This window comes from Vibrio sp. DW001 (assembly GCF_029016285.1).
In the GTDB taxonomy this organism is placed as follows: domain Bacteria; phylum Pseudomonadota; class Gammaproteobacteria; order Enterobacterales; family Vibrionaceae; genus Vibrio.
Window position 1 is genome coordinate 3492792 of record NZ_CP091975.1, and the last position, 16882, is coordinate 3509673.

A 16882-nucleotide genomic window follows, 5' to 3' on the forward strand; every position below is an offset into this window, starting at 1 on the left:
CTTTTTGAAGAAATTATTCCGCAGCAGGTGTTTCTGCTGGTGCTTCTTCAACTTCACCGTTATCAATGCTGATCAATTCAACTTCAAAAACGAGAGTTGAGTTTCCAGGAATAGTCGGTGTATCTTGTGGTCCGTATGCTAACTCTGGTGGGATAACAAACTTATATTTTGACCCTACAGACATAAGTTGCACGCCTTCAGTCCAACCAGGGATCACTCGATTAAGAGGGAACGTAGCCGTTGCATCGCGATCATATGAACTGTCAAACTTAGTCCCGTCGATTAATGTCCCAACATAATGCACTTCAACCGTATCGGTTTCAGCAGGCTTATCACCCTCTGCTGGTGTCATTACTTGGTAAAGAAGACCAGATTCAGTTTTCATTACGCCTTCTTGCTTTTCAAATTCAGCACGGAACTCTTCGCTTGCCTTCATTGCTGCTTCAGCATCTGCTGCTGCTTTTGCCTGCATCTTTTCGCTAACGGTTTTTTCAAAACTTTCAAGCGCTAAGCGTAGTTCATCGTCTGTCATTTTTTCTGTATCAGCAAAAACATCTTCAATACCTTGAAGTACAAGTTCTTTCTTTAGCTCAATACCAATTTCAGTTGAGCCTTCAATGCTCGATTCAATGTTCTTAGCGAAATAAAGACCGAAAGCGTACGCCGCTTTGTCTTCTTCTGTTTTAAAGTGAACTGCTTTTTCAGCCTCAGCTTGTGCCTGCTCTACCACTGGAGCCGCTTCAACTTTGGGTGTTTCTTCTTTTTGACAACCTACAGCCAACATTACAGTTGCAGCGAGTAGGGACACTTTAAACAAAGGTTTCATTAAATTCTCCAAATTAATGGCATAGCCATTTACGTCAGTACACAGTTCTCATCAAATATAATGAAATGTGCAAAATTATTGGTGTATCAATATACTAGGTATATGCCTCTCGACACAAACTGGATTCTTGATAAGAATGCGAATAATCTCTCATTATATGCTATTGGGTATTGTCATCACTCTGTTAAATGGTTGTTTTTTTTCATCTCAAGATGAAGAAAGGTGGACCATTGAGCCAAAAGGCACCACTAGTTTTGCCCTTAGTAGAGATGCCCGCTTTGCATTACTTTACTCAAAAGAGCGTCAGTTGTTACTGTGGGACCTACAAGAAAACCAAGAATTAGCCTCTTTAGGTAAACAGGATCCCGATGGGAACACAGTTTCCCACATACGTATTTCTGATAACAGTCGCTATGCCGTTACATCCACACAACTCAACTTTGCTGTTTGGGATCTTTCCTGGAGCCAAGCGGAAGGTCTTTGGTCTGTCTCCGATGGGCTAATCCGGGATATAGATATATCAAGCAATGGCGAACAAGTATTATTAGGCCTATCTAATAGAAAGGCCATTTACGTCAATTTAGTCACCGGAAGGCGATTAGAGTTCCTTGCTCACAGAGAAAAAGTCAATACCGTCGCAATTTCCTCGAACGGTAAGTTTGCTTTAACCGGCGGTAATGATTACAAAGCTTATTTCTGGAGTACCGACACTGGCCAACCACTATTTCAATTTGAACATAAGGCAAGAATTAACAGAGTTGCTCTGCAACGAGATGGTAAGTATGCATTTACGTCAGATGGAGCAAGTGATAGCTTTATCTGGGATCTTAAGACAGGTAAGAAAATTTCAGCACTTAAGTCTCTTTCAAGGCAACTAGTGTTCTCTAGTGCGCGTTTTTCCGATGATGGGAGTTACTTAGTCACCGGTTCTCCAAACGGACGAGTAATGCTTTGGGATACACAAACAGGAAAACGTTTAGACGGATGGGATGTGGAACCACTAAAAGATACTCGCCCTCCACGTGCAGTCGTGTATGATGCCGCCTTTGACCGTCAAAACAGAATAATATCGGCGAGTTCTGCTGGTATTGCACAGGCTTGGAATATAGAAGATGACTAACAATACGATTCAAGAATTACAGCAACGCATCGAAGATCTAGAATATAAAATGGCTTTCCAAGAGCAGACGATTGATGAACTAAACGAAGCGCTTAGCCAACAACAACTGCTGATCACTAAGATGCTAGATCAGATGAAATATGTCGTAGGGAAGGTAAAGAATCTAGATCCTTCGAATATGGCAGATGCTTCTGAAGAAACACCTCCACCACATTACTAGATGTGAAAAGTACGTTTAAGATTAAGAAGCAATTTTGAATTAGGAAAGGCTAGTCGTTCAGTACCTAGCCTGCCACTTCATCTACAAATATTGCCACTTTTAATTCACCAGACGTATCTATACTGGCGCGATACATACCTGAACTGTTCATTGCATTATGAATGTTTCCTTGGTGATCAATAGCGATTAACCCACCTTCACCACCCATCAATTTTAGCTCACCTTGTATAACCATTTCACTCGCGGTATACACGTCTTCTTTAAGATATCGCATTCGAGCAGCGACATCGGCTGCCACCATTTTTCGAATAAAACACTCACCCATACCGGTAGTAGAGATAGCAACATTATGATTTTCAGCAAAGGTACCGGCACCAATAATGGAAGAATCACCAACGCGACCATATTTTTTATTGGTTAAGCCGCCTGTACTTGTGGCGGCAGCGAGATTACCTTGCCGGTCCAGTGCAACGGCCCCAACCGTTCCAAATTTCTTGTCGTCTGGAAACTTAGATTCAGAAAGACCGAATATGCCCGCTTCTTTCATTGAGAGTAACTGCTCATAACGGCGATCAGTGAAGAAATAATCTTGCTCGGTGTAATCAAAACCATTTTCAAAGGCAAATTGTTCAGCCCCATCACCGATTAGAAATACATGTTCACTTTTCCTCATGATTTCGCAAGCAAGCTCTATTGGGTTTTTAATATGTTTAACCCCGGCAACCGCGCCAGCCTCCATCTGCTTGCCATGCATCACAGAGGCATCCATCTCAACCATTTCTGTATGGGTCAAAACCGAGCCTTTTCCAGCATTAAAATGGGGACAATCTTCTAACACCTTTACCGCTGCAACGGCTGCGTCTAAGGCATCTCCATCTTGTCTCAAAATGTCATATCCTGCCCGAACAGATTTTTCAAGAGCCCTTCTTATCTCGCTATTTAGTTCTGGTGTTAGATTTTTTTTTAGGATAGTTCCGGCGCCACCATGGATAGCAAATGCAAATGGAGATATCGACATAAATCGTCCTTAATCTATAAACAAAAAAACCCTAAATATCTCATAATGAGTGCTTAGGGTTTTATTTTAATCAAATCTAAACCAACACCAAAGGTTTATTGGTTTAAGGTTAATCAATCTTAGTGTGAACAACCACAACCGCCGCCGTTTTCACCTTTTTCTTTACCGCCGCCGCAACAGCCTTCTTTTTTGCCTTCGCCGTGATCGTGCCCTTCGCCACCACAACAACCACCTTCATGATCATGGTCGTGACCACAACCACCTTCATCATGGATGTGACCGTGTTCCAATTCTTCTGCTGTTGCTTCGCGAGTTGCCATTACTTCGACATCAAATGTCAGTGTTTGACCTGCAAGCATGTGGTTACCGTCGACGACAACTTCGTCACCATCCACTTCTGTTACTTCAACAGGGATTGGACCTTGATCAGTATCGGCTAAGAAACGCATACCGACTTCAATCTGCTCTACACCTTGAAATACATTCGCAGGGACACGCTGTACTAACGCATCATTATGTTCACCGTACGCATCTTCTGGAGTAAGGGTTGCTGTGAATTTGTCCCCTGCCTTTTTACCTTCAAGCTCGGCCTCAAGGCCTGTAACAAGGTTGTTGTGACCATGTAAATAGTCTAAAGGATTTTCTGCTGTTGCTTCATCAACTACAACACCTTCTTCAAGCTTCACTTGGTATGCAAGGCTTACAACAACGTTCTTTTCAATATTCATTTCTGCTCCAAAGAGAATTAGGGGTAGTTAAACTTTCTACCAACAAGATTTATATATGTTCCGAATAGGGGCTATTATGGGGGCAAAAAAAAGAAACTCAAACCCTAGGGCTTAAAAAAACCGATCATATCGTCATTCGCATGCTCTGATGACTCAACAGATTTAGGTAGCCGTTTATCTATATGGCCGCATTCAACGCACTCTACCATTTCAATACTATTCTCTACCCACCAACGAAGTGAATCTTGACTAGAGCACTTCGGGCAGCTTGCTCCCGCAATAAATCGTTTTTTAATTTTCATCGTAATTTAACCTATTCGAATTCTATTTCCAGTGGTTGGTCGATTGGTTATCGGTTTCCATCTCTTGACCGAATATCTCTTCTAACTCTTTTCGAGACTCTTTTGAGCGCTGGGCAAGGTCGTTATCATCGGTATGTTTAGGTAACAGCTCTTTTAGCATGGCGTTATCCAGCTTACGAAAGTGGTCCTCTGATCTTTTTGCCTGATACGGATGCATCCCTAGTTCAACGAGTAATTGCCTTCCCAAATCCAATGCGCCTAAAAATGTTTCACGCGAATAATTTGGTACACCATGATTTAATAACTGATAAGCCTCGACACGGCTTCGAGCACGAGCAAGAATTTTCAGGTTAGGAAAATGTTGTTGGCAGATTTCCACAATATGTAAGATCTCATCAGGACTATCGGTACAGGCAACTAAGGCTTCTGCTTTATCAGCGCCTGCTGCACGTAATAGATCCAACTGAGTCGCGTCACCATAAAACACTTTGTAGCCATATTTTCTCAACAACCTTATTTGGCTCGCATCACTTTCTAATACGGTAATCCGGATCTTATTGGCATACATCAGTCGACCGACAACCTGACCAAAGCGACCAAAACCCGCAATAATCACTCTTGGATTTCGATCAATCACATCTTCTTGCGCAAGCCCTTCATCATTGTTAATTATTGCAGAAAACCATTTCTTCTGTGCAAGCAGTAACAACGGTGTGGTCACCATAGATAAACTGACCACAACCAACAAAAAAGCAACCAACTCGGGGTCTAATAAATTCTCGGCTTGTGCTGCCGTGAACAGAACAAAAGCAAACTCACCACCTTGGCTCAAAATCGCAGCCATTCGACTCCGAGCCTTTGCTTGCGTACCAAAAAGACGGGCCAAAATGTAGAGGATAACCCCCTTTATTACGACAAGACTGACAACAGCCAATAATATTTTAAAAGGTTCTAAAATGATAAGGCCTAAGTTTACTGCCATGCCTACTGCGATAAAGAATAACCCTAACAACAAGCCTTTAAACGGTTCAATGGCCACTTCTAATTCATGTCGATATTCACTCTCCGCAAGCAGAACACCAGCGAGAAAAGTACCAAGTGCCATAGACAAACCTAGGCTTTGCATGATTAACGCTATACCAATAACCACAAGAAGAGCAGCCACGGTAAACAACTCTCGTACACCGCTTGTCACAACATATCGAAATAATGGGCGCAGTAGGAAATGGCCACCAACGAGCAACACAATAATAGAACCAAAAGTCGTCATGGTATCGAGCCAATCCCCCCCCCCGTTACCTCCGGCAAGTACAGGCAATATAGCCAACATTGGTATCACAGCGATATCTTGGAATAATAGAACGGCAAAACCGGATTGACCTGTTTCTGTGCCTCCTAACCCCTGCTCTTCAATAACTCGAAGGGCTATCGCAGTAGAAGACAAAGCTAACCCCATCCCTACCACCAAACTGGTTTGCCATGATAGCCCAAAGAGACTCGCGATGCTGGCAAGTACGCAAGAAGTCACCACAACTTGAGCACCACCTAAACCTAGAATTGGATTTCTCATCTGCCATAGTTTTTTTGGGTTAAGTTCTAGTCCGATAAGAAAAAGTAATAACACCACACCAAATTCAGCAAAATGAAGGATAGCGTCAACATCACTGATTAACCCAAAACCCCACGGTCCAATCGCGACACCAGCAAGTAGGTACCCCAAGACAGAACCTAGGCCCATTCGTTGTGCAAGTGGTACGGCAACAACGGCTGCGGATAAAAAAATCACACTGCTTTGCAAAAAATCATTCGTCATTGCCATCAGCTAAGTCCTCCGATTTTTCTACTTCGTACGATTCCCATGGATTCATTAACCAATGACGGTAGGCTTCAGCATGCTGTAATCGTTCCACATCAGTGATATGCCTAGCCCAATGTAAAACTATCGGCTCCATCCAGTTCATTCGACACAAACCCGCCGTTAACTCAAATGGCTGTAATATCTCTTCCATTGGGTATTTGTTATAGCCTGACGGGTCAAAAGCTTCTCGTGCACCTCCGGTTGTAATTACACTACGCCAATGCTTTCCCTTTAAAGCGCAGTTGTCACCAAAGGCAAAGCCTTTACCCAACACTCGATCCATCCATTCTTTCAAAAGCGCAGGGCAAGAGTACATAAACAAAGGGTGTTGAAATACGACGATATCATGAGACAGCAAAAGTTGATGTTCTTTTTGAACATCAATAAAAAAGTCTGGATACTGGGCATAGAGATCATGAACCGTTACGTGCTCGAGATCTTGTATCTTTTTTAGCATCACATTATTGGCAACAGAAGTACCCGGTTCCGGATGGACAAAAATCACCAAAATACGTGGTAGAGGCATAGTCGCGTCTATCATTCCTTGAAGAGCTTCCTTTTGCATTTAGTTATCATCGATAGTTTACTCAAACCAATGATATGCTAGCTTTATTCATTTTTTAGTATCAAACATCATATCGCAAATTGCATAATGATCGACTTTTATTCTCAGAACGCCTACTATTCCCGCGTTTAAACCATTTCCTATCAATAAGATTTCTATGATTACGTTTTCAGATATTCAACTGCTGCGAGGCGGTAAAGCTCTCCTAGAACAAGCCACTGCGACTATTCATCCCGGAGATAAAGTCGGTTTAGTGGGTAAAAATGGTTGTGGTAAATCCACACTATTTGCGCTACTAAAAGGCGAACTTTCCATTGACGCCGGATCCTTTGCTCAACCCGCACACTGGGAACTCGCTTGGGTTGCGCAAGAAACCCCGGCTCTAGAACGTCCGGCTCTGGAATATGTCATTGATGGTGATAGGGAATATCGAAATCTAGAAGCTCAGTTAACTAGAGCGGAAGAGGTTGATAATGGCACCTTGGTTGCCGAACTACATGGAAAAATAGAAACTATAGGTGGGTACACTATACGAGCTAGATCGGCCGAACTACTCAATGGTTTAGGTTTTAGTCAAGAGCAGATGAGCTGGAATTTGACCCAGTTCTCTGGTGGTTGGCGTATGCGACTAAACTTGGCACAAGCCCTGTTATGCCGTTCAGATCTGCTACTACTCGATGAACCAACCAACCACTTAGATCTCGATGCGGTTATGTGGCTAGAAAAATGGCTGCAAAACTATCCAGGAACACTTATTTTGATCTCTCACGATCGGGATTTCCTAGATCCAATCATAAATCGAATTATCCACGTAGAAAATCAGCTTCTTAATCAATACACCGGTAACTATTCGTCGTTTGAAAATCAGCGTGCTGAAAAATTGGTTCTACAGCAAGCCATGTTCCAAAAGCAGCAGAAGCAAGTTAACCATATGCAGAGCTATATCGATCGTTTTCGCTATAAAGCCTCTAAAGCAAAACAAGCTCAGAGCAGAATCAAAGCCCTAGAAAAGATGGAGAAGGTTCTTCCTGCTCAACTGGACAACCCATTCAACTTTGAGTTTCGTATTCCTTCTGCTCTACCAAACCCAATATTAATGATGGATGAGGTCTCGGCAGGGTATGACGACAACCTTATTTTAGAAAAAATTCGACTAAACTTAGTTCCCGGTAGTCGAATCGGCCTTTTAGGACGAAATGGAGCGGGTAAATCCACTCTAATTAAACTGCTTTCCGGCGAACTTGCGCCACAAGGTGGCGATCTCACCTATTCACAGGGTGTCAACATCGGCTACTTTGCCCAGCACCAGTTAGAGACCCTTCACCCTGAAGAAACGGCATTGCAACATATGATGCAAATAGCCCCAAAACAGACAGAACAAGAACTTAGAAACTATTTAGGTAGCTTTGGATTTCATGGTGACAAAGCATTAGATAAAGTCGCTCCTTTTTCAGGAGGAGAAAAAGCCCGCTTGGTTCTAGCGTTAGTGGTTTGGCAAAAACCAAACCTATTACTACTCGATGAACCAACCAACCATCTTGACTTAGATATGCGTCAAGCATTGACGTTTGCATTGCAAACTTTTGAAGGTGCGATGGTTATCGTCAGTCACGATAGATATTTACTGCGCGCGACAACGGACGATCTTTATCTTGTACACGACCGCCAAGTTTCCCCCTTTGATGGTGATCTAAATGATTACTACAAATGGTTGACGGAGCAAAATAAAGCCGATAAAAAAGAGGCAGCACAAGATCTTCCCGCTAAGAGTGGGTCTAATAATGCGACATCGAAGAAAGAGCAAAAGCGCAAAGAAGCCGAATTTCGCAAACAAACCGCGCCACTCAGAAAAGAGCTGGAAAAACTTGAAAAGAAAATGGATAAGCTTGGCGTAACGCTCGCGGAAACCGAACAAGAGTTATTAGACACATCACTGTACCAGGCTGAAAATAAAGCTAAACTTAACCAAGTATTAGCACTTCAAGCAACATCTAAATCTTCTCTAGAAGATATCGAACTAGAGTGGATGACTATTCAAGAATCGTTAGAAGAGATGGAACAAGTATTTAAATGACAAAACTCGCTTCTTTTTCACTCACCTTAGAACGTTTATGGCAATTCAGTTTGCAGTATTACAACGTGCGAGGCGTTAAAGAAGCGTGTCTTTCTCTACAAAACAATTACCACGGAAATGTCAATTTGTTACTTTTACTGAAGTGGTTAGATGAACAAGAGCTTATTTTCGATGAACATGATTGGACAAAAATCCAACACTGCCTTCATCGCACTGAAGAACTACTTTTACACTTTAGAACTTTACGAAAAAAAACAAAATCGCACCTACCAGCCACGCTATACCGAGAATCTTTAGAGTTTGAGTTATTACTAGAGAAGCAACAGCAGTCCGATTTAGTCGACTGCATAAACTCCATAGAGTTCGCATTAAATAAAGCCGAACCACTGACATTACGCTACTGCCGCTCACTCAATGCAGAACACCTCTTTAATAATTTCCCCAAGCCCTCTAGCTAAGATGTTGTCAAAAAATCCTTGAACCATTTCATTGATTTATCTACATTAAAAAGAGATGGATAAATCATTAAACACCAAAATTTCGTTTAAATGAATCTGTTACTTATAGAAAAGAACTCGTTATGAGGCCGATATAAACCGTCATTTACTGTATAAGTATTGGCTTGATTATAGGTCAAATAGTTTTTAGATCATGGATGGTCAAAAGGGTAAAAATGAAAAAAATAATCATCGTAAATGTGGGATCAGCACCCGAAGCACAATATAAAAAATTTGGTGATTTTGAAATTTGGGCAAAAAATGCCATTACAGAACAAAAACTTACTTCAGATAAACAGACCCTCGACATCATTTTTCACGACGGTATATTGAACCCACTCCCCAATTTAGACACGATTGCTGGCGTGATTATTATGGGGTCTTTATCCATGGCGACAGAAAAAGCAGATTGGATGCTTCGCCTCTCAACAGAAATATCTCAACTTGTTCACAACCAGATACCCTTATTAGGCATCTGCTTCGGTCATCAACTTATCGCACAAGCGATGGGTGGAGAGGTAGGTTACCACCCTAAAGGACTCGAGATAGGCACTGTCGATATATATAAATTAAGCGCCGCAGAACACGATCCTATTTTTGCTCATTTACCCGCACACTTTTCCGTCCATGCCGTTCATTTCCAATCGGTATTAACGCTACCAAAAACAGCTACACTGTTGGCTAGTAATGATTTTGAGCCTCACCACGCCTTTAGAATAGGGAAATGTACTTGGGGTGTTCAGTTTCATCCAGAATTTACAGCGGACATTATGCGGCTTTCACTCGCAGGTTTGAGAAGCGAAGTTACAGAAGATTACACATATAAGCAGACAAAAATAAAAAACTGTATCGAATCGAGAAGCTTACTATTAGAGTTTGCTAATTTCTGTTCGCGTACCAATAAATAAGCAGTTACAGTCATGGTAACTGCTTATTTAATCTCATTTATTCTGGTAAATGATTGTATTTTAAGCCAGCTTCCTGAAGTATTTTTTCCAATGTTTCTTGAATCATAAACTCGGGTTCTTTCCTTGCTAATGACGTTCTGTAAGATTCCCCAGAAATAAGTAAATGTCTTTTATCATTGCGTGCGTCTATTTTTATTTGTATTAAATAATTGGTGATATCCCACTGCCAATTATCTACATAAGTAATGATCACATCTGCATTTTTAGGCGATCCATTTTCCTCAATAGGGGTTGCGGGGTAACCAAGCATTGTCAGTTTATCAGCAATAATATAATGCATGTTACGTTTGTCAGGACCAAAATGCTCTACGTAAACATTTCCAAAATCTTTTAATTCTTGCCCTGGAGACATTGTCGCCTCCAGTCTAGTGGCGCATCCACTCGACACCATCACCAATGCCAAAATCACTAAAACCTTAATTTTCTGCATAATTTAATATCCAATTAGTTTAATATCAATCTATATTAAACCATTACAAATCATATGCCTGTGCTTAAGATCAAATTGAAGAAAGGATTTTTACCAAATAAACACAACACAAATAGCAGTCAACGATCCCATACAAAGGTTAAATCGTCTCCAAGCAAGTGTGCTTGATAACCAGCGACCAATTAATGTTCCAAAACCAACCCAAATAGATGACGTTTGTATCTGAGTAATCCAAAAAATTACCGCAATAACCAATATTGACCACCAATATTCATTACCTTGCAATGAAAATGAGCCTATTGCCGTGACCATCATCATCCATGCTTTGGGATTAAGGTACTGAAATAACGCCGCCTCCACAAATGTCATTGGCTTACTACCTGCATCTCCGTGTTCGGAAACGGGTTTTGCATTAGCGATTTTCCAAGCTAAGTAAAATAAATAACTGCTGCCCACCCATTTCATCGCATCTTGTATAACCGGGTATTGCTGGAAGATGAGGCCAAGGCCTGAAGCCAACAATAGAATCATGCTCATTAAACCGACACCGATACCAAAGGCATGTGGCAAAGATCGTCGATAGCCAAAGTTGGCACCTGAAGCCGTTAACATGACGTTATTTGGTCCCGGTGTTCCTGTCATTACAATCGCGAACATCGCTATTGAGATAAAAAATTGCCATTCCATTTTGTATTCCTCACACCCTAGACATTGTATCGGTACAATTTCTAATTTCTGGTTGATTTTCTCGTTTTTTGCGTACAAAATGACCATAACAATGCATCATCTAAAGATCAAAGGATTTATTGTCACCATGACAATCATAGATTTTCAGTTATCCGATACAAACAAAACGCCTAAATACAAACAGATCGCAGAGCGATTGGCTGAGCAAATTGAAGCCGGTCATTTAGTGGCGAACGATAAACTACCCACCCATCGCCTATTGGCCGACAAATTAGGTGTCACCGTTGGCACGGTGACACGAGCTTACTCCGAAGCAGAACGAAAAGGCTTAGTGGAAGCACGAGTCGGGGCTGGCACCTATGTGGTAGACAAAAAAAAGGCATATTGGGCATTTGATCAAGGGGATAATTATGAGTCAAACGAATGCAATTTCGGCTTCAATATCCCTCCTATGTTTGACCGCAGCGACATGCTAAAAGAAGCAATGGAGAAGGTCGCTCAATCACCCCAAGCGCTCAACCAGTTTATGATCTATCAAAAACCAACGGGCATTGACTCCCATAGAGAGATTGTGGCTGATTGGCTAAATGAACATGGCGTTCAACTTGACGCAGAAAGATTGTTGTTTTGTTCTGGTGCACAGCATGGGATGCAGATGGTATTTGAGGCATTCACTCGAGCAGGAGACACCATTTTAGCGGAAAAGCTTACGTATCCTGGTTTGATTAGTTTAGCCAAACAGAAACAGCTAACCGTTAAAGGTATTGAAATGGATGAAGAGGGGATTATCCCTCATGCGCTTGAAGCGGCTTGCCGGCAATTTCAAGCTCGATTTATCTATTTAACCCCTACATTACAAAATCCTACAACAGCAACCATGTCCTTAGAGCGGCGTATCGCTATACTAGACATCTGTAAACGACATGATCTATATGTCATAGAAGACGATGTGAATGGCCTTCTTCCAGCAGATGCCCCACCACCAATGGTTAACTTAGCACCTGAACAGGTTTTTCATATTGGTGCTTTTTCCAAATGTCTCGCTCCGGGGTTACGTGTGGGTTACATTCAACCCCCCAGTAAACTGCACCCTCACCTTAGTATTACGTTGCAAAACCATAGCTGGATGATTAGTCCATTACTTACCGCATTAACCTGTGAGCTGCTTCGTTCCAACAAACTTGAACATACCTTAGATTATATCCGGACTGAAATGAGAGGAAGGCTAGAACTCGCGCTGACCTATTTATCTAATTTTCAACTCCAATACACCCACGACTGCTTCCACCTTTGGTTAACACTGCCTGACCATTGGCGCTTAAGCGACTTTGTCCAAAAAGCAGCATATGATGGCGTTATCGTAAAGTCAGCGGAACTATTTACGCCGCCAGCCGCGAATGTACCTCCTGCCGTACGACTTGCATTAAGCTCTCCAATCGATCAAGATCAAGTAGAAGCTGGGCTAATTAAGTTAAAAGCCTTATTAGATAGTACCCCAATCAGTGACTTTACTTTATGACCGAGTTTAACGCAGCAAGAGGGTTAACCAATCCTCACGTACAGACCGTTATTCCAAGAATGATTCGGAAACAACCGCTTTTTTATGCTAAATGGCAGACACTAGAAACACCAGACGGCGACTTCCTTGATCTTGCTTGGAGTGAAGATTGGACTAGCCCAACGGTAAAAGAAAAACCTATTTTTGTCCTTTTTCATGGCTTAGAAGGCAGCTTTGAGAGTCCGTACGCCAATGGCTTGATGCACGCTTTTTCTCAGCAGGGTTGGCTATCTGTCATGATGCATTTTCGAGGCTGTAGCGGCAGACCCAATCGACTAGCAAGAGCCTATCACTCAGGTGAAACCGAAGACCCTCGTTTCTTTTTAGAGCATATACAAAACATGTTCCCAGATCAGCCGAAGGTCGCCATTGGTATATCGCTTGGTGGAAACATGCTGGTTAATTATTTGGCCAAATACAGTCACGACCCTATAGTAGAAGCGGCCACCGTCGTTTCTGCACCTCTTGATTTAGAGGCATGTTCATCAAGAATTGAACAAGGATTTTCCAAGGTTTACCGAAACTACCTATTATCCTCTCTAAAGAAAAATGCGTTACAGAAACAGAATCAACTTGTGTCGGAACTTGGCGTTTCAACGCAGGATCTAAAGGCCTTAAAAACGCTTTATGGCTTCGATGATATGATAACGGCACCGTTACATGGGTTTAAAAATGCTAACGATTATTATCAACAATGTTCTGGCATCCATGTTATTAATAAGGTCAACATCCCCTTGCAGGTCATTCATGCCGAAGACGACCCATTTATGACTCAAGCGGTAATACCCAACTTTCCATTGAACAAAAACATACACTACCGCCTATTTAAACAAGGTGGTCATGTGGGCTTTTTGTCCGGAACCTTGACTAAACCCATTTTTTGGCTGGAACAAGCAATACCCAAGTATTACCAACACATCGCATCATGAATAAAAGTAGGCTTTATGATCATTCCATGGCAAGAAATAGATAGTGAGACGCTTGAAAATCTAATCAAAGAGTTTGTATTGAGAGAGGGGACAGATTACGGCCAAAGCGAAACCACCTTAGACGATAAAGTCAATCAGGTACGAACCCAGCTTAAAACAGGAGAAGCGGTGATTGTTTTTTCTGAGCTTCACGAAACCGTCGACATAAAACTCAAGCGCGAGTTCTGATAACAAAAAGTAAAGCGTTTATTCTTTTTATAGAATCTCATACACTAATTTCATATCAGCATTATCATCAATGTAACGACAAGGAATCTCATGTCAGCAAAACATCCGATTATCGCAGTTACAGGTTCATCTGGCGCAGGAACAACGACGACATCTGAAGCATTCAGAAAAATGTTCAGTATGATGGACGTGAAAGCCGCGTGGGTGGAAGGTGACAGTTTTCACCGATTTACCCGTCCGGAAATGGACATTGAAATTCGAAAAGCCAAAGAACAAGGCAAACACATAAGTTACTTTGGTGCGGAAGCCAATAACTTCCCTGCCCTTGAACAGTTTTTTAGAAAATATGGTGATGAAGGTCAAGGCCAAGTAAGACGATACTTACATTCCTTTGATGAGGCTGTGCCTTATAATCAGATGCCCGGCACATTCACTCCTTGGCAAGACTTAGCAGAAGATAGCGATGTTCTATTTTATGAAGGCTTACATGGTGCAGTTGTCGATGGCGATATCAATGTTTCACAACATGTTGACTTATTAATCGGCATGGTCCCCATTGTGAACCTTGAGTGGATCCAAAAATTTGTACGAGATACGCGAGACAGAGGCCATTCACGAGAAGCCGTGACCGACTCCATTGTTCGTTCTATGGATGATTACCTTAACTACATTACCCCTCAGTTTTCACGGACTCACATAAACTTCCAACGGGTTCCAACTGTTGACACCTCAAACCCACTGAACGCGAAAGCGATACCGAGTTTGGACGAGAGCTTTGTTGTAATTCGATTACGTGGAATGAAGAACGTAGACTTCCCATATCTTTTAGCCATGATTGATGGCTCTTTTGTTTCTCGCCATAATACTCTGGTGGTGCCAGGAGGAAAAATGAGTTTTGCTATGGAATTAATAATCAGACCGGTTCTACAACAATTAATAGAAACCGGGAAAATCGGCTAAAAATTGAGCCTGAATGCAGTTTAGTTCTGATACCGTGACGATGTGCACAGTTTTGCTTAGAGAAACGGGAAATCAGGGCGATCAAAATCAAGAAATTGACTGCAAAAAAGGATACTATTCTTAACCTATATACATGTGTAGCTTGCAGCTATGAATTTAAAATCTTATGCTAACGTCACCAATAATATGGGGATACAGCAAAGGAAAGCTGCTGGCACAGGCCCTACAGATAATAGTGAGATAATTATGGTTCTTGGTAAACCTCAAACCGATCCAACGTTAGAGTGGTTTCTTTCGCATTGTCATATTCATAAATATCCTTCCAAAAGTACGCTTATTCACGCTGGAGAAAAAGCGGAAACTCTGTATTACATTGTGAAAGGCTCTGTAGCTGTGCTTATCAAGGATGAAGAAGGTAAAGAGATGATTCTTTCTTACCTTAACCAAGGAGACTTCATCGGTGAGCTAGGTCTATTCGAAGAAGATCAAGAGCGTACCGCATGGGTTCGTGCTAAATCACCATGTGAAGTAGCTGAGATTTCGTTTAAGAAATTCCGTCAGCTTATTCAAGTTAATCCTGACATTTTGATGCGTCTTTCAGCTCAAATGGCAAGCCGTCTACAAACGACTAGCCAAAAAGTTGGTGACTTAGCATTCTTAGATGTGACGGGTCGTATTGCTCAAACACTTCTAAACTTGGCAAAACAACCAGATGCGATGACTCACCCAGACGGCATGCAAATTAAGATCACTCGTCAAGAGATTGGTCAGATTGTAGGTTGTTCACGTGAAACCGTTGGTCGTATTCTTAAGATGCTTGAAGAACAGAATTTAATTTCTGCTCACGGTAAAACTATCGTAGTTTACGGTACACGTTAATACCGTCACAAACAGCACTGATTAAAAAGCAGCGTTTACGCTGCTTTTTTTATGCCATAAGAAAAGACGCGCATTGGTTTATAATCGCAGCTCCATCCTATAATTAATGAGTGTTTGCCCTCTAAGATCCACTTGTCGCTCTTCTATTACCTTAAACCCATAGTGTTCAAAGAAAGGCTTCGCAGTAATACTGACATGTGAATAGAGTCGAGGAATTTTGCTTTTATTACCTTGCTGGAGGATTTGTTGCATTAAAGCACCAGCAATCCCCATACTTTGATGATTGTGATCGACATAAAAATGGCCAATCAACCCATCAGATTGAAGATCGGCATAACCCACTATCTTGTTATCAACTTCGGCGACAAAAGGCACAAGCTTATCCAGAAGTACCTGCCATCTATCAAGCGTAATTTCATCTGATGCCCAAGCTTCTATTTGCCTTTCAGAGTAGTCCTTTCTATTTACACTACGCACAGTATCAAAAAACAACGCTCTCAACGTACAGGCGTCTTCTGGGGCATATGGTCGTATCCGGATAGTACTTTGCACTTCGTCACTTCTCTTCTAACTTATAATTAATATTTGGTAAGCCTAACCAGTAATTGAACCATTTTCTACACGCACAAAAAACCGAAGCGATAAAACTTCGGTTTTTTACTACAACAAGGTTTAGGGTTCTCTAAACTGTGTGACTAGAGAGCAAGGCGAATACGCGGAATGTACGTCTGTACATGAGCCCAATCAACACCGCTATCAAACTATCAAACTATCAACGATAAGAGCAGACCATTACTACTCGCACAAAAAAACCGAAGCGATAAACTTCGGTTTTTTACTACAACAAGGTTTAGGGTTCTCTAAACTGTGTGACTTGAGAGCAAGGCGAATGCGCGGAATGTACGTCTGTACATGAGCACAATCAACGCCGCTATCAAACTATCAACGATAAGAGCAAACCATTACTACTCGCACAAAAAAACCGAAGCGATAAATTTCGGTTTTTTACTACAACAAGGTTTAGGGTTCTCTAAA

General features: G+C 41.8%; 20 protein-coding genes. 11 read left to right on the plus strand and 9 right to left on the minus strand.

The features are described 5' to 3' along the window. Positions 1–13: 13 nt before the first annotated feature. Complete coding sequence (gene fkpA, locus L3V77_RS15940; RefSeq protein ID WP_275135004.1) at positions 14–826, minus strand: FKBP-type peptidyl-prolyl cis-trans isomerase; 813 nt, start codon at positions 824–826, stop codon at positions 14–16. Positions 827–962: 136 nt separating this feature from the next. Here fkpA and L3V77_RS15945 point away from each other — a divergent pair, with 136 nt between their 5' ends. Together L3V77_RS15945 and L3V77_RS15950 are read left to right on the plus strand one after the other, a co-directional pair. Then, positions 963–1946: a hypothetical protein gene (locus tag L3V77_RS15945; protein WP_275135005.1), complete on the plus strand. Its 984-nt coding sequence runs from the start codon at positions 963–965 to the stop codon at positions 1944–1946. Further along, the gene (locus L3V77_RS15950) at positions 1939–2166 is read left to right on the plus strand and encodes a SlyX family protein (protein WP_195704521.1); all 228 of its coding nucleotides are present in this window, start codon (positions 1939–1941) and stop codon (positions 2164–2166) included. The genes L3V77_RS15945 and L3V77_RS15950 overlap by 8 nt, the downstream gene beginning before the upstream one ends. Before the next feature lie 64 nt (positions 2167–2230). Here L3V77_RS15950 and L3V77_RS15955 read toward each other — a convergent pair whose 3' ends face one another. From L3V77_RS15955 to kefG, 5 genes are all read right to left on the minus strand, one after another. Next, the gene (locus L3V77_RS15955; RefSeq protein WP_275135006.1) at positions 2231–3184 is read right to left on the minus strand and encodes an isoaspartyl peptidase/L-asparaginase; all 954 of its coding nucleotides are present in this window, start codon (positions 3182–3184) and stop codon (positions 2231–2233) included. A gap of 119 nt (positions 3185–3303) precedes the next feature. After that, positions 3304–3912, minus strand: coding sequence for a peptidylprolyl isomerase (gene slyD / locus L3V77_RS15960; RefSeq protein ID WP_275135007.1), 609 nt, complete (start codon positions 3910–3912; stop codon positions 3304–3306). A gap of 104 nt (positions 3913–4016) precedes the next feature. After that, entirely contained in the window at positions 4017–4214 is a 198-nt protein-coding gene (locus L3V77_RS15965; RefSeq protein ID WP_275135008.1) for a YheV family putative zinc ribbon protein, read from the minus strand. A 22-nt stretch (positions 4215–4236) separates the two neighbouring features. Continuing rightward, positions 4237–6033, minus strand: coding sequence for a glutathione-regulated potassium-efflux system protein KefB (gene kefB, locus L3V77_RS15970; RefSeq protein WP_275135009.1), 1797 nt, complete (start codon positions 6031–6033; stop codon positions 4237–4239). Then, complete coding sequence (gene kefG, locus L3V77_RS15975; protein ID WP_275136797.1) at positions 6017–6613, minus strand: glutathione-regulated potassium-efflux system ancillary protein KefG; 597 nt, start codon at positions 6611–6613, stop codon at positions 6017–6019. The genes kefB and kefG overlap by 17 nt, the downstream gene beginning before the upstream one ends. Positions 6614–6794: 181 nt before the next feature. Here kefG and L3V77_RS15980 point away from each other — a divergent pair, with 181 nt between their 5' ends. The 3 genes from L3V77_RS15980 (at position 6795) to L3V77_RS15990 (ending at position 10116) form a co-directional block, all read left to right on the plus strand. Next, complete coding sequence (locus L3V77_RS15980; protein WP_275135010.1) at positions 6795–8711, plus strand: ABC transporter ATP-binding protein; 1917 nt, start codon at positions 6795–6797, stop codon at positions 8709–8711. Beyond that, complete coding sequence (locus L3V77_RS15985) at positions 8708–9169, plus strand: TIGR02444 family protein (RefSeq protein ID WP_275135011.1); 462 nt, start codon at positions 8708–8710, stop codon at positions 9167–9169. The genes L3V77_RS15980 and L3V77_RS15985 overlap by 4 nt, the downstream gene beginning before the upstream one ends. A 215-nt stretch (positions 9170–9384) precedes the next feature. Next, the gene (locus tag L3V77_RS15990) at positions 9385–10116 is read left to right on the plus strand and encodes a glutamine amidotransferase (protein WP_275135012.1); all 732 of its coding nucleotides are present in this window, start codon (positions 9385–9387) and stop codon (positions 10114–10116) included. Positions 10117–10153: 37 nt separating this feature from the next. On the opposite strand, the gene L3V77_RS15995 is transcribed toward L3V77_RS15990, so the two are convergent. Then, positions 10154–10606 (minus strand): hypothetical protein, encoded by a 453-nt coding sequence (locus L3V77_RS15995; protein WP_275135013.1) that lies wholly within the window; start codon positions 10604–10606, stop codon positions 10154–10156. A 90-nt stretch (positions 10607–10696) separates the two neighbouring features. Then, positions 10697–11293, minus strand: a complete 597-nt coding sequence (locus L3V77_RS16000; RefSeq protein WP_275135014.1) for a LysE family translocator — start codon at positions 11291–11293, stop codon at positions 10697–10699. A gap of 127 nt (positions 11294–11420) precedes the next feature. Between L3V77_RS16000 and L3V77_RS16005 the strand changes: the two genes are divergently transcribed. The 5 genes from L3V77_RS16005 (at position 11421) to crp (ending at position 15847) form a co-directional block, all read left to right on the plus strand. After that, positions 11421–12812 (plus strand): PLP-dependent aminotransferase family protein, encoded by a 1392-nt coding sequence (locus tag L3V77_RS16005; protein WP_275135015.1) that lies wholly within the window; start codon positions 11421–11423, stop codon positions 12810–12812. Beyond that, positions 12809–13780: a hydrolase gene (locus L3V77_RS16010; protein WP_275135016.1), complete on the plus strand. Its 972-nt coding sequence runs from the start codon at positions 12809–12811 to the stop codon at positions 13778–13780. The genes L3V77_RS16005 and L3V77_RS16010 overlap by 4 nt, the downstream gene beginning before the upstream one ends. A 15-nt stretch (positions 13781–13795) precedes the next feature. Continuing rightward, positions 13796–14008 carry a YheU family protein gene (locus tag L3V77_RS16015; RefSeq protein ID WP_275135017.1) on the plus strand — a complete coding sequence of 71 codons (213 nt, stop codon included), beginning with the start codon at positions 13796–13798 and terminating at the stop codon, positions 14006–14008. 90 nt (positions 14009–14098) lie between these two features. Further along, positions 14099–14968, plus strand: coding sequence for a phosphoribulokinase (locus L3V77_RS16020; RefSeq protein ID WP_195704533.1), 870 nt, complete (start codon positions 14099–14101; stop codon positions 14966–14968). Positions 14969–15214: 246 nt separating this feature from the next. Continuing rightward, positions 15215–15847, plus strand: coding sequence for a cAMP-activated global transcriptional regulator CRP (gene crp, locus L3V77_RS16025; RefSeq protein WP_102523323.1), 633 nt, complete (start codon positions 15215–15217; stop codon positions 15845–15847). Positions 15848–15925: 78 nt separating this feature from the next. Here the strand turns inward: crp and L3V77_RS16030 are convergent, their stop codons facing one another. Then, the gene (locus L3V77_RS16030; protein ID WP_275135018.1) at positions 15926–16399 is read right to left on the minus strand and encodes a GNAT family N-acetyltransferase; all 474 of its coding nucleotides are present in this window, start codon (positions 16397–16399) and stop codon (positions 15926–15928) included. A 139-nt stretch (positions 16400–16538) separates the two neighbouring features. On the opposite strand from L3V77_RS16030, the gene L3V77_RS16035 reads away from it, so the two are divergent. Next, positions 16539–16763 (plus strand): hypothetical protein, encoded by a 225-nt coding sequence (locus L3V77_RS16035; protein ID WP_275135019.1) that lies wholly within the window; start codon positions 16539–16541, stop codon positions 16761–16763. The last annotated feature ends 119 nt before the right edge of the window (positions 16764–16882 follow it).

What these genes read in the sequence shown, in the direction of transcription:
- slyD (WP_275135007.1), bottom strand. Translation starts at nt 3,912, where the DNA reads ATGAATATTGAAAAGAACGTTGTTGTAAGCCTTGCATACCAAGTGAAG.
- L3V77_RS16020 (WP_195704533.1), top strand. Translation starts at nt 14,099, where the DNA reads ATGTCAGCAAAACATCCGATTATCGCAGTTACAGGTTCATCTGGCGCA.
- L3V77_RS16010 (WP_275135016.1), top strand. Translation starts at nt 12,809, where the DNA reads ATGACCGAGTTTAACGCAGCAAGAGGGTTAACCAATCCTCACGTACAG.
- L3V77_RS16015 (WP_275135017.1), top strand. Translation starts at nt 13,796, where the DNA reads ATGATCATTCCATGGCAAGAAATAGATAGTGAGACGCTTGAAAATCTA.
- kefG (WP_275136797.1), bottom strand. Translation starts at nt 6,613, where the DNA reads ATGATAGACGCGACTATGCCTCTACCACGTATTTTGGTGATTTTTGTC.
- fkpA (WP_275135004.1), bottom strand. Translation starts at nt 826, where the DNA reads ATGAAACCTTTGTTTAAAGTGTCCCTACTCGCTGCAACTGTAATGTTG.
- kefB (WP_275135009.1), bottom strand. Translation starts at nt 6,033, where the DNA reads ATGGCAATGACGAATGATTTTTTGCAAAGCAGTGTGATTTTTTTATCC.
- L3V77_RS15965 (WP_275135008.1), bottom strand. Translation starts at nt 4,214, where the DNA reads ATGAAAATTAAAAAACGATTTATTGCGGGAGCAAGCTGCCCGAAGTGC.
- L3V77_RS15955 (WP_275135006.1), bottom strand. Translation starts at nt 3,184, where the DNA reads ATGTCGATATCTCCATTTGCATTTGCTATCCATGGTGGCGCCGGAACT.
- L3V77_RS15945 (WP_275135005.1), top strand. Translation starts at nt 963, where the DNA reads ATGCGAATAATCTCTCATTATATGCTATTGGGTATTGTCATCACTCTG.
- L3V77_RS16000 (WP_275135014.1), bottom strand. Translation starts at nt 11,293, where the DNA reads ATGGAATGGCAATTTTTTATCTCAATAGCGATGTTCGCGATTGTAATG.
- L3V77_RS15980 (WP_275135010.1), top strand. Translation starts at nt 6,795, where the DNA reads ATGATTACGTTTTCAGATATTCAACTGCTGCGAGGCGGTAAAGCTCTC.
- L3V77_RS15985 (WP_275135011.1), top strand. Translation starts at nt 8,708, where the DNA reads ATGACAAAACTCGCTTCTTTTTCACTCACCTTAGAACGTTTATGGCAA.
- crp (WP_102523323.1), top strand. Translation starts at nt 15,215, where the DNA reads ATGGTTCTTGGTAAACCTCAAACCGATCCAACGTTAGAGTGGTTTCTT.
- L3V77_RS15950 (WP_195704521.1), top strand. Translation starts at nt 1,939, where the DNA reads ATGACTAACAATACGATTCAAGAATTACAGCAACGCATCGAAGATCTA.
- L3V77_RS15990 (WP_275135012.1), top strand. Translation starts at nt 9,385, where the DNA reads ATGAAAAAAATAATCATCGTAAATGTGGGATCAGCACCCGAAGCACAA.
- L3V77_RS15995 (WP_275135013.1), bottom strand. Translation starts at nt 10,606, where the DNA reads ATGCAGAAAATTAAGGTTTTAGTGATTTTGGCATTGGTGATGGTGTCG.
- L3V77_RS16005 (WP_275135015.1), top strand. Translation starts at nt 11,421, where the DNA reads ATGACAATCATAGATTTTCAGTTATCCGATACAAACAAAACGCCTAAA.